This is a genomic window from Thermoplasmata archaeon (assembly GCA_036395115.1).
Classification (GTDB): domain Archaea; phylum Thermoplasmatota; class Thermoplasmata; order RBG-16-68-12; family RBG-16-68-12; genus RBG-16-68-12.
Genome location: DASWDU010000016.1, coordinates 53,774 through 67,316 on the forward strand (window position 1 = coordinate 53,774; position 13,543 = coordinate 67,316).

Sequence of the window (13,543 nt, forward strand, 5' to 3'; positions counted from 1 at the left end):
ACCCTTAAGTCCCGACGTACAATGCGCGGTCCTCACGGACCCCCATGCTCCCGATTCCCACGAAATTTTTCGTCACGTCGGGCAAGGCTGTCTCCAAGGTGTCCGACCTGAACGCGTTCGATGAGGCGCTGCAGAACGCCGGCCTGTCGGAACAGAACATCGTGTCCGTGTCGTCCGTGCTCCCGATCGGCATCAAACCCGTCCGGAAGAGGGACCTGCCGATGGGCGCGATCACGTTTTGCGTCCTCGCGCAGCAACGGGGAGGGGAGGGGGAGACGATCTCCGCCGGGATCGCCTACGGTTTCCGGGACGACGGATTCGGCGGGTACGTCGCGGAGGGGCACATGCACGGCACGAAGACCTCCCTCCGAGAGGTCATGGAATGGAAGATGGGGAGCATGGCGAAGCTGCGAGGGATCAAGTTCCGGGCCATCGACTACCGGATCGAAGAGCTGAGCATCCCGATGGACCACTACGGGGTGTGTCTCGCGGGCCTCGTGTTCCTCCCGTGACATGTACGGCGTCATCGTGTGCCCACGTTGCAGACGCGCGAAGGGCGTGGACCTCCGCCAGAAGACGACGAGCTGCGCGTGCGGTTTCGAGATTCGCGTGATGCCGGCGAGGGTCCGCGCGCGGGCGGACTCCCCGAGAGAACTCGCGCCCCTTGTCGCACGCGTCAGCGCGGAGATCGCCGGCGGAGCCCGGGAATTCGAGCGGGCGCTCGCCCCAGGCAAACGGGCACGGAGCCGCGACGTGCACGCCCGGGTCGTCGCCGCGGTCCCGCGGCAAGGCGACCGGTCCGTCCGGGTCCGCACCGCCGCCGTCGAGCTCTCGCGAGAACTCGAGCTGTTCACGCTCGACGACTGGAACAAGGTCCTCTCAGGGCTCGGCATCCCGGACCCCCAGGCCGCCCTCGACGCTTTGATCCAGGCGAACGTCGTCTTCGAACCGAAACGGGGCTTCTACCGGACCGTCGGGCTCACGGCCTGACGGGTCGCGCGCGTTTCTGCCGCCGCAGCTCGCGCCGGAGATCCTCCGGCAGGGTCCCGGGCAGGACGAGCCGATAGACGTAGTCGTAGACGATCGCCGCGAAGGCGATCGAAGAGAGGAGGCCGAGGAGGGCAGGGATCAGGATGTCGGTGCCGGCGGCCTGGCCGGAGAGGAGGAGGAACGGCAGCATCAACGCGATGTGCGCGTACCGGACCGCGAGCGCCTTCCGCAAGCCGCCCCAGAGATCGCCCCGCGAGGCGCCGAACCCGATGAGGGCGCCCGAGTCCGCGTGGACGAAGCTCAGGCTGACGGAGAAAAGGAGGATGAGCGGGAACGCGAGAGCGGAATACAGCGCGTCCCCGACGACCCAGGCAATCGTGGCGACGACGGAGGTCGATGCGATGCCCACCCCGATCGGCACGCCGTAGAACGTCGTGTCGAACCGCTCGCGGTATCCGCGCCGGTTCAGGTACACGACCTTGAACAGCTCCTCCAAGAACAGGATGCTCGCGAGGAGGGCGATCGAGCCGGCCAGATTGGTGACGTAGCCCGAGCCGATCGCGAGGTTGAGCGCGCTCGCGACGGTCCCGAACACCATGCCGACCGCGAAGCCTCCGAATACCCGGCGATCGTCGAAGAGGGTGCGGTCCACGAACGGTCGGTCGAATCGGCGGAGGGAGAACCACACGAGGAAGAGCGCGGGCGCGATGCCGATCGCGAGCGCGACGAGAAAGTCGACGCGCGAGACCATGGAATGCGAATGGAAAGCCCGCCGCGGCTACTTAAGCGCGCGGACCTGCCACTTATCGGGCGTGACAACAAGACGCGATGGTTTATGCGCTTCCCGGCGGCTCGAATCGCCGCACCGATATGCCCGGGAAACAGCCCCGGGTCCTGTGTCCCGTCTGCCAGGAGCCCATCCCTCCGGACGAGACGGAGTGCGAGAACTGCGGGGCCTTCGTCATCGACGAAGCGGTCGTCCGGCTCAGCCGAGCCCTAGGGCTCGACCGCGAAAAGGCGCTCAAGCTGTTCGAACAGGGGTTCCGTCATCCGGATCAACTGAGGGACCGCGACCCGGATGCCGTCCTGGAGAACGGGGAGGTCGGATTGTTGTTCATCTGCACGAACTGCGGAGGCTTCGTGGCGGGCGGCGACCTGAAGTGTCCCCGATGCTCCGCCGAATTCGAGCCGGATACGGAGGAGGTCGGCGCGGCCGAGGAAGACATCCTCGACATCGTCCTCTGTCCGATCTGTGGCGCCGACAACGACGTTGCCACGCCGGAATGCGAGATTTGCGGAGAGCCTCTAATGGAGGGCATCTTGCCGAAGCCCACGCCGGAACCCGCGAAGGCGCCCGAGGCGCTCACGACGGAGGAGGTGCTCGCTCGGGTCGATGACTTCCTCGAACACTTCGAACCTCCCCCGCCGGAAGTGGCGCCGCCCACGCCGACCCCGAAACCTCCGACGGAACGGCCCTCGCCACCCGCGGAGCCCGACGTCGCGCCAGTACCACGTCCGCCCGCCGCCCCGGCCCCTGCGCCGAGCCTTCCCGAGCCGGTCGCCGTGAAGGTCCCGAGACCCCTACCAAGGCCCGCAATCCAACCGACGCCCGCAATCAAGCCCACGCCGCCAGAGCCCGATCTCCCCGCGCCCCCGCCGAATCGCCGCTCGGCGGGCATGTCCGAGCCGCCGACGCCTCCCGTCCTGCCGACCAAACAGGTCCGGGTCCCCGCGCCGAGCCCGCGTGTCCGCCGGGCGGCACGGCCGCGTCGGATCGAACTCCGCCTATCACCGGAAGCCGCGAGTGGCATCGTCCTCGCAGGCGCCGCGAGCCTGGCCCTATCCGGGATCCTGCGGCAGCCGTTCGTCGCGGCGGGGGTCGTGGCGGTTTTCCTCGCCGTGTGCGGGGTGCTCGTCCTGCAACTTCTCCGAGACGGCATCTCCGGTCTCCCCCGGCCCGACGGACTCCTGCTGATCGCGGGCATCGCCCTCCAGGTGGGCGGGGTCTCCCTCGGGGCGGACCCCCGGGCGACGACGACGGCGGTGGGACTCGCGCTCGGTTCCGTGGTCCCCCTCGCCTGGTCGACCCGACGTCTGGCGGTCGGCCGCTGGAGGGACCTCCTTGCGGTCGCGGGTGCGATCCCCCTCGCGGGCCTGGCCCTCGTCGCCGCGGTCAGTCCGGCCACCGTGGGGACGTTCGCGTGGTTCGTCGGAATCATCGGGGCCGTCCCGTGGCCCGCGGCGCTCGCGACCGCCGAGATCCGGAGGCGCCAGGCGATGTCGATCCTGCGTCGGGAACTGATCCTCGCGGAGCGCGATATGGCGCGCCAGAACTACGAACGGTCCCTGCAGGAGTACGATCGGGCGATCGCCGCGACCCGAGCGGGCGTCCCCGGCGCCGAGATCCCCTGGTACGGGAAAGGCGCGACGCTCATCCTCCTCGGTCGGTATGAGGAAGCGCTGCGGGCGATCGACAAGGCGCTCGACATCAACCCGCGCAACGAGGTGGCGTGGGTCAACAAAGGCAACGCCCTCACGAAGATGGGGCACCTCGTCGACGCCTTGCGATGCTTCAACGCCGCGATCAAGGTCCATCCGGGGTACGAGGTCGCCTGGAACAACAAGGGAAACGCGCTCGCGCGCCTCGGGAAATACGAGGAGGCGCTGCAGGCGTACGAGCGGGCGCTCGCCATCGATCCAGGGTATCGCGGGGCGTGGGTCAACAAGGGTTTCGTCCTGACGAAACTCGGACGCTTCGACGAGGCCACCTCGTGCGCCGACCGCGCCTTGCACCTCGCGCCCGGCGTGAGGGCGGAACCGGCGTAGCGGCCTCCCCGCGTGCAATCAATTGACGTTTGCAGTACTTTTGACCGGTTCGTTCATATGGGACCGGTTCGCACCTTCTTCCAAGAAGTCCGGAGGCGCCACATGCATCGGGTCGTCGATAAGATCTCCCTGGACCGCCTGATGGACCGCGAGCTGAACGTGAGCTTCCTCTGCCCGTACTGCAAGTCGACTCGCATCACCCTCACGGCGACGCAGACGACCGACAACTGGAACGGCATCGATTGCCCGAAGTGCGAGGCCCACATCCTTCTCGACAGCGTGAGCCTCGTGGTCATCAAGGAAACGATGGCGCCCGACGACGTCTAGGCCGAGGACCCCGATTCGTCCGCCGCGATCGGCTGCTTGAGGTCGAACTCGTTCCCGTCCGGATCGACGAATCGACCGAGCCACTCGCCCCATTCCATCTTTTGCGGTGCGTCGAGGAACTCTGCCCCCTTCGCCTGCATCCGCTCGTAGTCCGAGAGGATGTCGTCCGTGAGGAACGTGATGCCGGTCGGCCCAGGCTCCGTCGGCTTCATCTCGCAAACGTGGACCCGAGTCCGCGGACGGAACGGACCCATCTCGATCCAATGGCCCGCGTGCTCCGGTGTGCCTTGCACCGAGGCGTCCGGATCCGGCGTGCTCGGTCCGATGTAAGCGACGTCGAGCCCGAGGACGTCGCGATACCAGCGGATCGCCTTGCGCCGATCGGAGACGACGACCGCGACCGTGTCGATGCCGAGGATGGCCATGCAATTCTCCACGGGAGGAATGCGGGGCCCGACAAGAACCTGCTGCGCCCCGCCGTCAGCGGTCCGCCAACCCGTGGCCGTACATCTTCGCGTACCACTCCATGACCTCGTGATCGGAGATCCGCGGGACCTCCTCCTCGACGGCGAGTTCGTTCTCGGCCTCCCACGCGTCGACGGTCCGCCGCGCGGAGGCGTCGCCCTGGAACTCCGTCACCACGAGTTCCCACTTCCGCCGTCGGGCCTTGAACGCCGCGACGATCTCCGGTCCGTCGAAGACGACGTAGCACGAGCCCATGTGGAATTTTTGGGAGACCGCGTCACGGACGTAGAGGAAGAGGTTGTCTTGCGGGGTGAGGACGAACTTGCGCCGGAACTCGAGGCGGCCGATCCGGTCGAGGTCTTCCTTCACGATCCACATCACCGTTCGCTCGCCGCGCGCGAGGAACCCTTTCGTGAGCCACCCCTCCCGCTCGAACTCCCGGAGCCGCTGGCGGATCTCCCCCATGTTGTACTCGAAACGCGCATACGCGGCCAGGGATTCCGCCGACGTGACCCCGAGGCTCTTCAGGATCCGACGAAGGACCTCGCGGCGCGCGTCGTCCCGGCCGATCTTGGAGTCCGGGACCGGACGGTATCGGTTCGTCGCATCACGGGTCACGTGCAGGCCTTCGTACAGCTTGCGCAGCGCCTCCGCGGTCGCGGGGCGGCTGAGGTCCGAGAGGGCGAGGAGCCGCGGGCGCGAGATCGGGCCCTCCTCCTCGATCAGCTTGAGGACGACCTTCATCTCCTTCGTGAGCCGCGTGCCTTTCGCCGCCTTGAAGAGGCCGAGGTCCTCTTCCAAGCAGAACGTCCAGTACTCCGGGATGACGAGCCCTTTCGCGAGCAACCCGTTGCGGTGGAGCCGCTCGAGGGGGCGGAACTCCTGGACGCGTAGGCGGGCCGCGAAATCCGATCGCAGGCCGCCGAGCGCCTTCGCCGCGGCGATCGGGTCGGGGAACCGGGCCTCCGGGGCGATCCCCTGTCGATGGAGGACGCACGCGAGGAGGTCGCGCTTGTCGAAGTCCCGCGGCACGATCGGGCCGTGGGCGAGGAAGTCGGAGAAACGGACGAAGCCCGCGCGCGTCCACGCGGACAGGTCCTCGACCTCGGGGACGTCCTTCGCCTGGAATCGCGTGACGCGCAACACGTCGACGCCGCGCATCGCGTAGAACGCCATCATGCGCGTCAGGGCGCCGATCGCTTCCTCCAACAGTTCGGGCGATCCGAGGTCCAGCTCCCGGACCTCGATGCACCCGCTCATCTCCCACACCTCGGCCATGCCGACGAGGTCGCCGTCCTTGACGAGCGGGAAGAACCAGCCTTCGCCGTAGCGGCTCGCGACCTGGGCCCAGAGCGGCTGCGTCCACGGATCGAGGAGGGAGAGGACGCGCATCGGATCCGACGCGGGCTTGCCGGCAGTCTTCCGGAGCGCCGGCAGGTCCTCCGCGAGGACGTACATCTCCGACTCCGCCTTGCCCGTCACCAGGATGCGCGTGACGACGCCGTCTTCCTCGAGGCGGTCCAGGAGCCGCTCGAGATCGTCCCACTCGAACCGCGCCCACTCCCGGATCCCGGAGAACGGCACCGGGCCATACGCCGCCAAGAAGCGCCTCACGAGCGTCTCGAAGGCGTCCGCGGCTTTCGCGTGCGGCGGGTCGAAGGCGACGTAGAGGTTGCGAGCCGTCCATCCGTCGCCCTGGAACTTCCGGATCACGTAGACGTCGTAGTCGAGCTTCTCCAGGGCTTCCTTGACCTGTTCCCGCTCCGCGCGGAGCTTCGACGTGATGGCCCAGAGGTCGATCCCTTCCGCTCCGCGGATCACGTCGAGGACCTTCGTCTCGAACTCCGTCAGGGGGCTCCGTGGGAAGGCGGACAGGAACAGGGGGACGTCCTTCGAGCGCACGTAACGCACGCGTCCGTTCAGGAAACGGCCTTCGAGGATGTCGCCGGATTCTCGCCGCCGGAGCCACTCCTTGTAATCGAACCGGGCGGTGTGATTGTAGATGTCGAGGACCATGCCGCCTTCGAGGAACCGGTCGAAGAAATCGTCGAGCGTCTCAATCGAACGGAATTGCTTGTCGAGGAGGAACGCCTTGAGCTGGGTTTCCTCGAAGACCTCGCGCGTCTCCCCTTTCCGCTGGAGACGTTGCAGGTCCCGCGTGAGCATGAATTGAAACTCCTTGTCGACGAGGAAGTGGCCCGACGACACCGTGCCCTCGGACTCGAGGTCCCGCAGGACCTCCTCGACGAGCTCGGGCTCCAGGCCCAGGACCACGGCGAGCTCCTGCGCGGACGCCGGTCCGTCCACCTCGAGCCGCTTCGTGAGGATCTTGTCGAGCGCCTCCTCGAAGTTCCCCCGCGTCGGCTCGCGCGCGAAGTACACGGTCTCCTCGACGCCCTTTCGGCCGATCACGTAGGCCCGCTCGAGCTTCCGGAGCGCCTCGTTCAGCGGGTCCTTCGCGATCTTGGTCGTGCGGAGGAGCTCCTTGTGGGACCGCGGCTTCTCGCGGATCAGGGCGAGGAGCCTCTCCTCCGGCGGCTTGAGCCGGGACCGCTGCGCGTACACGGCGACGTACGTCGGGACGTGGTCCTTCGGCGTCCAATGGATGCCCTGCGGCGTCCAGACGCTCTCGATCAGGCCTTCGTCCATGAGCAGGCCGGCCCACTTCCGGACGTCGGCGAAGGATGCGGTCGCGACCTCGAATGCGTTGCGGCCCTTCTGCTGGAGCACGTTCGCGTCGCCGACGCGGTCGAGGTACGCCAGGAGGTCCTCCCGGCGGGCGATCTTGGGCAGCTTGCGGCGGAAGTACTCGGCGATCTCCGCGGGCTGGAACTGGATCGAGCTGATCTGGTCCGTCGGCATGACGCGCTCGAGGACCTTGCGGTGCAGCTCCCGCAGGAGCGCGGAACGGTCCTCCATGAGGACGAGGTCGGAGACGCCCTGCAGCACGACGTTGTGCGCGAACGGCGACGGCAGGTGGCCGAAGTCGCTCTGCCGCACTGCGATCTCGCCCGCCTCGATCCGCCCCAGGACCTCCCGAGCGTGGTCGAGGTCCATGACCATATTCAGGATCTCGTTGTACGTCTCCTTGACCACGGGGAAGTCGCTGATCTCGTGGAGCCAGTCGAGCACCCGCTGCGACCTCAACTGCTGCCGGCCGATCGAGACCTCGCGGCCCTTGTAGTTCCGGAGGATCATGAACGATCGCGTGGCGCAGTGCCGGAAGCGCTGCTTGAACAGCTCCGTGTTGCGGATCGCGCGGCGCAGGAGGTCCTCGAGGGTCTTGCTCGTGACGAGCTTAGCGACGCCGTCGAGCTCAATCCGCTTCGGGACCGTGAGCATGAAGTTGTCGTCCGTCACGCTCACCCGGACGTTCGAGTGGTGGGCCTCCGTGATCGCGAACGCGTACGCCCGGCTCAGGGCGTCGTTCACCCGCCGGCCGAACGGGAAATGGAAGATGAGGTTCCGGTTCCCCTTCACGTCGATGTAGCCCTCGATCAGGACCTGGCGGTCCGTCGGGAGGTCCTTGATGAGCGCCTCCTGCTCCTGGACGTAGGAGACGAGCGACCGCGCGGAGCCCGCGTCGACGCGGTACTGGTGCATGAGCCATTCGCGCGCGGCGGCGTCGCCGTCCTTCGCGATCTTCGCCGCGAGGTCGCGGCGGAACTCCCCGACCGCGATCGAGAGATCGAACGACCGCGGGAGCATCTCTCCGGTCCACGAAGGCACGGTCGGCCGTCGGCCGGAGGCGTCCTTCACGTACACGGACGTGCCGCGAGCGCGGACGAATTGGTACGTCCTCCCGCCGAGCACGAAGATGTCGCTCGGGCTCAGGTACTCCACGAACTTCTCGCTCAGCTCGCCGAGCGGCGAGCCGCGCTCCGAGAAGACGTGGTACGTGCCCTCCTCGGGGATCGTACCGACGTTCGTGTAGTAGATCATCCGGGTGCCTTTCTTCTTTCCAAAGCGGCCCTCCTCCTCGTCGAACCAGACCTTGGCGAAGACCTTGATGTCCGGGTTGCGGGAGGAGAGATAGTCCAGCACGGCGAGGAAGTCCTTCTTCGGGAGATCGTGGAACGGATACGAGCGGCGGGCGAGCTCGAACGCCTCGTCGACGTCCCACCGCTTCTCGAGGGACATCGCGACGAGCGCCTGCGCGAGGACGTCGAGCGGGTTCGCCGGGATGTCGACCCGGTCGATCCGCGCGTCGTACGCGGCCTTCGCGAGGGTCGCGCACTCCATGAGGTCCCACGGCTCGAAGGCGATCATCCGGCCGACGGCCGTTTCGCCGTAGGCATGGCCGGCGCGGCCGATCCGCTGGAGGCCCTTGGCGACGGACTTCGGCGAGCCGATCTGCACGACGAGGTCGATGTAGCCGATGTCGATCCCCAACTCGAGCGAGGTCGACGAGACGGCCGCCTTGAGCCGCCCGTCCTTCAATTTCTGCTCGACATCGAGGCGCGTGACTTTCGATAGGGAGCCGTGATGCGCTTCGAGGTCCTCCACGCCACGCTCCTTCAGGCGGAACGACACGTGTTCCGTCCCGCTCCGGGTGTTCGTGAAGATCAGCGTCGTGCGGTGCTCGTCGATTAGCCCGCTCAGGAGGTCGTACATCCGCGCGTTCGCGACTTCCATCGGCACAGCGGTAATGTCTTTGACCGGACAGAGAACCGCGAGGTCGAGGTCCTTGCGCGTGTCGACCTCGACGATGTGCATGTCCCGGACCTTGCCGTCCTCGTAGCCGGCGAGGAACTTCGCCTCCTCCTCGATCGGCGCGATCGTCGCGCTCAGGCCGATGCGGACGAAGTCGCGGCCCGTCTGCTCCCGTAAGCGCTCGAGGCAAATCGCCAAGAGGGAGCCGCGCTTCGAGGAGCAGACCTCGTGAATCTCGTCGAGGATCACCCAGTCGACGCTGGCGAAGGCCTCGCGGAACTTCGGCGTGCTGAGGATGATCGCCAGGCTCTCCGGCGTCGTGATGAAGATGTGCGGCGGCGTCCGGGCCTGCTTCTGCCGCTCCTGCGAGGACGTATCGCCGGACCGCACGCCGACGCGGATCGCGGGTTCCGGCTTGCCTTCCTTCGCCGCGAGGGCCGTGAGCTCGCGGAGCGGTTCCTCCAAGTTGCGGTTGATGTCGTTCGCGAGGGCCTTGAGCGGGGACACGTACAGGCAGTAGATCCGGTCTTCGAGCTCGCCGCGCAACTGCTTCGCGTACAGCTCGTTGATGATCGACAGGAACGCCGTGAGGGTCTTGCCGCTGCCCGTCGGAGACGACACGAGGACGTTCTTGCCTCCGTGGATGAGCGGCACGGCATACGCCTGCGGCTCCGTCAGGCCTTTGAACTTGGACCGGAACCAGTCCCGGATCAGAGGCTCCATCAGGCCGAGGACCTCGTCCTTCGTGGACGCCGTGCGCACTCTATGTAACAAGCGTACTGCCTCGCGGATAGTCAGAAATCATGGGGGATAGGAACTGGTCCTAAAAGAGTTTGCGCGGCTGGTATCCGTACATGACAGGTCTTGCGCCTGGGCGATGCTCCGATCGGTGCCCGCCGTCCCCACCATGCCGGGCTGCAGGGGCCAGGCACTTACCTCGTCGAGATTCCCAGGGGAGTCACTCGGTCAACCGAAGGGGGCCAAGCAGGATCCCCCCTCTTGGAGGCTGCAGCGAGACCTGCCATCCCTGTCTTTCTTATCTCTCCTTTGGTGGTATTCCTCCGAATATCTTCAAGGTGCGACTTGCGTTGCTGAAAATGGGAATGTCTCACCTCACCCTGTCATCATTCATGAGGAGCGTACGAGGATGCGACCGAGAACTCGTTTCAAGAGCCATGCGGCATCCGGTCGGAGCGGTGGAATATGCCTTCGGGAGAAGGAACTCTTTCAGACTGTTTGTCGCGTGGGACTACGCCCGGAAGGCCGTTAGCGCAGAAGGCCCTAGACTCCCACCGTCGGGGGACTTGGCTTCCCTCGCATCCCTCAAAGCTTTCCTCGCGACTAAATCAAAACGGTGGCCGAACTGGGACCCCAGTGGGATGCATTCCGTGAAGGGGCCGCTCCTGTACCACGTTGTACGTTTACTCCAGCCGGAGAGGGTCTTAGAGACGGGGGTAGCGTCCGGGGTGTCCTCACTTTTCGTCCTGAAGGCCTTGAGCGACAACTCGAAAGGGAGTCTGACATCCATTGATCTCCCGAACGCAGATCCCGGAGCTCGGATTCCGCCCGGTGCCGAGAGCGGGTGGATTGTCCCAGAATCGCTTCGAAGCAGATGGGATCTTCGAATAGGGGACGCTCGGATTCTCCTGCCGGAAGTGCTCGGCCAATTCGGGGGAATCCAGATCTTCATGCATGATAGCCGGCACACCTATGATCACATGATGTGGGAATTCGAGACGGCGTGGCCATTTATTGATATGGGCGGATTACTCCTCTCAGACGATGCATTGTCGAACGACGCGTTCAAAACCTTTTGTCATCGAAAAAGGTGCAGATCCTACTTGGTCGTCGGGTTCGGGTTGGCGATGAAGGGATAACGACTTCGCAGACCTCGTTGCTCAAGTCCGCGGTCACGCGCCGAAGCCGTTCCAAGAAATCGGAGCTTCGACCTTGATTCGCGGTTTGAAACGATCGCGCGGCCGAACCACGGAATCGCGACTTGGTCGTTTCATGGACCGAAAATCCAGCTCCTAAAAGAGTTTGCGGGGTTGGAGTTCGGTCCATGACATACGAGGCTGCTTCGGGCGGACCGAGGCGTCGTTCTGGCGCCACTCTAGGGGGGCGGCGTACGGTTCGGCCGAGCCTGTCCCTAGGGCTTGGTCTCGCGGTCATGCGGTCCCCCGAATCGCAACCAGACCTCTTCCTACCCGTCAATAGGACGTCGATTCCTCACGATTTTGGTCATGTTCCGATCTGTGTTTCTAGCTGCTCTTCAAAAGGGCGGAAACCGGATGACTTTCGGCGAAAGGATTTGCCTAGACAAGATAATCGTGGTATCTGGATGAGGACCGGCGACCTCCTTGGCGATTTCAAGTCGCTTCTCATTCTCTTCGGCCTTTTCGTTTTGGCGGCGTTGTCTGTGCTCTCCCTGATCGCCGCGATCGGGATGATTTCCTTCATGCTTTCCGGAACAGCCCTTGAAGTTGCCCCGATACTGGCGCTCGTATACGGGATACTCGCCTTCGTTTTCGGCGGGCTGTTCGTCGGACTTCTGTATCATCAGGTGCGATTCCTTCGCGGCAAGGGTCCTGAACCCGGAGGCTAGTCCGGGTGCGCCACACGCGGACAGCGGAAGGCGAAACGGCCCGTTCGCCGATTCATGGGCCGACTTTCCGATCTGCAAAGAGTTTGCGGGGTTGGAGTTCGGTCAATGATACACGGCGGCTAGGGATAGTCCGTAGGCCTTGGATTCACCGGCTATCTCTTCGGGAGTGAGACTCGGAATTGAGGGAGCGCCCCAAAGTCGTCAAATAGGCCCCTTCCAGATATCCGGCGACCGGATGCCGCCGTTTCTCCTGACGGAAAAGGACGTCGAGGGCCTCCTTCGGATGGACGACGCGTTGGGGGCCGTCGAGGAAGGGCTGCGGGCGTTGGGGCGAGGCGAGGCCACGAACCGACCGCGCCAACGGGTCGGAACGCGGGAGGCCACGGTTAACATCATGCTCGCGTCGTGGCCGGCGCGGGGATACGCCGGGTTCAAGTATTACACGACATCCCGAGCGGGGATCCGATTCTGGGTTCACCTCTTCGACATCGCCTCTGGGGAACTCGTCGCGGTGATTCAGGCGAACCGGCTCGGACAGCAGCGGACCGGTGCGGCATCCGGCGTTGCGACGAAATACCTCGCTCGATCCGATGCATCGACGGTCGGCATCGTCGGGACGGGGTGGCAGGCGGAGAGTCAACTGGAGGCGGTCTGCGCGGTCCGCTCCATCCGGCGAATCCATTGCTACGCTCGGGACAAGGCGCATCGCGACGCCTTCGCGACCAAGATGTCCTCCGTCCTCGGGGTGACCGTTCAAGCGACGGGGTCGGCCGAGGAGGCGATTCGTGACGCCGACGTTGCCATCGCGGCGACGAACGCGCCTCGGCCCGTCATCCACGGAGAGTGGCTGCGAGCGGGTTGTCACATCAACGCGATCGGAGCGAATCGACTCGAGACTCGGGAACTCGATGACGCCGCGGCTCGTCGATGCGCGTTCGTAGCGACCGATTCGATCGAGCAGGCGAAGGAGGAAGGTGGCGACCTTGTCGAACCGATGAAACGCGGCCTGATCACCTGGGACCGCATCCACGAAATCGGCGAAGTCATCGCGGGCAAAGTCGAGGGCCGCACGAACGTCGACGACATCACGTTGTTCAAGTCTCATGGAGTGGCGATCGAGGATGTCGCCGTGGCTGCGTTCGTCTACGAGCGCGCCAGGGACCGCGGAATCGGCAAGCCCGTCTCCTTGTGACAATCATCGCAAAGCAATGGACATCAGGGCACATCGAGCCCCGACAGACTCACGCCCGGGCGCATCCGGTACCCGAAACTACTTCTAGCCCGAAAACCGCGTTCCGGAAACGATGTATAACGTTGCCATCCGTACGAAAGGTAAGGACGACCGGAGGGAGGTGAGAAGCGAATGGATCCAAGAGGATTTATCATGGTGGTCATAGCAGTTATCGTGGGACTCATGATCTGGGCACTCGTAGGCTAGTGACGGACTGCACTGCCTCCATCCTGCCCGGTTCTGTGCGTGCCTTGGACCGCCGGCCGGGAGGCTGCCAGCGGTCGTCGACGGGAGGGCTTCCCAAACAGGCTCGGTCTGTCAGCCGAGCCGCTGCCGAACCGGACACGGTCGACATAGCGTAGTTGGACGACCGCGGGTCTGCAGATCACGAGGCGCGACGAGTGCGAGGGACAACGGCGAAACGATGCGCTTCGCGGATTCATAGA

The 13,543-nt window shown here is 65.3% G+C and carries 10 protein-coding genes; 7 read left to right on the forward strand and 3 right to left on the reverse strand.

Features of this window, described 5'->3' with window-relative positions:
- Positions 1–44 precede the first annotated feature (44 nt).
- Together VF992_03710 and VF992_03715 are read left to right on the forward strand one after the other, a co-directional pair.
- Positions 45–512: a pyruvoyl-dependent arginine decarboxylase gene (locus VF992_03710; GenBank protein ID HEX9340262.1), complete on the forward strand. Its 468-nt coding sequence runs from the start codon at positions 45–47 to the stop codon at positions 510–512.
- A 1-nt stretch (position 513) separates the two neighbouring features.
- Positions 514–990: a DUF1922 domain-containing protein gene (locus tag VF992_03715; protein HEX9340263.1), complete on the forward strand. Its 477-nt coding sequence runs from the start codon at positions 514–516 to the stop codon at positions 988–990.
- Here VF992_03715 and VF992_03720 read toward each other — a convergent pair.
- Entirely contained in the window at positions 980–1,741 is a 762-nt protein-coding gene (locus tag VF992_03720) for a hypothetical protein (GenBank protein ID HEX9340264.1), read from the reverse strand. The genes VF992_03715 and VF992_03720 overlap by 11 nt on opposite strands.
- 119 nt (positions 1,742–1,860) lie before the next feature.
- Here VF992_03720 and VF992_03725 point away from each other — a divergent pair, with 119 nt between their 5' ends.
- Entirely contained in the window at positions 1,861–3,816 is a 1,956-nt protein-coding gene (locus VF992_03725) for a tetratricopeptide repeat protein (protein HEX9340265.1), read from the forward strand.
- Positions 3,817–3,918: 102 nt separating this feature from the next.
- Positions 3,919–4,143, forward strand: coding sequence for a hypothetical protein (locus VF992_03730; protein ID HEX9340266.1), 225 nt, complete (start codon positions 3,919–3,921; stop codon positions 4,141–4,143).
- On the opposite strand, the gene VF992_03735 is transcribed toward VF992_03730, so the two are convergent.
- Together VF992_03735 and VF992_03740 are read right to left on the reverse strand one after the other, a co-directional pair.
- A complete protein-coding gene (locus VF992_03735) occupies positions 4,140–4,568 on the reverse strand; it encodes a VOC family protein (protein HEX9340267.1) in 429 nt (142 codons plus the stop codon). The two genes, VF992_03730 and VF992_03735, sit on opposite strands and share 4 nt — an antisense overlap.
- A gap of 55 nt (positions 4,569–4,623) precedes the next feature.
- Entirely contained in the window at positions 4,624–10,035 is a 5,412-nt protein-coding gene (locus VF992_03740; GenBank protein HEX9340268.1) for an ATP-dependent helicase, read from the reverse strand.
- A gap of 614 nt (positions 10,036–10,649) precedes the next feature.
- On the opposite strand from VF992_03740, the gene VF992_03745 reads away from it, so the two are divergent.
- The 3 genes from VF992_03745 to VF992_03755 all read left to right on the forward strand — a co-directional run bounded on the left by VF992_03745 (position 10,650) and on the right by VF992_03755 (position 13,058).
- A complete protein-coding gene (locus VF992_03745) occupies positions 10,650–11,138 on the forward strand; it encodes a class I SAM-dependent methyltransferase (GenBank protein HEX9340269.1) in 489 nt (162 codons plus the stop codon).
- A gap of 464 nt (positions 11,139–11,602) precedes the next feature.
- Positions 11,603–11,866: a hypothetical protein gene (locus VF992_03750; GenBank protein ID HEX9340270.1), complete on the forward strand. Its 264-nt coding sequence runs from the start codon at positions 11,603–11,605 to the stop codon at positions 11,864–11,866.
- 235 nt (positions 11,867–12,101) lie between these two features.
- On the forward strand, positions 12,102–13,058 hold the full coding sequence (locus VF992_03755) for an ornithine cyclodeaminase family protein (GenBank protein ID HEX9340271.1): 957 nt from the start codon (positions 12,102–12,104) through the stop codon (positions 13,056–13,058).
- Positions 13,059–13,543 lie beyond the last annotated feature (485 nt).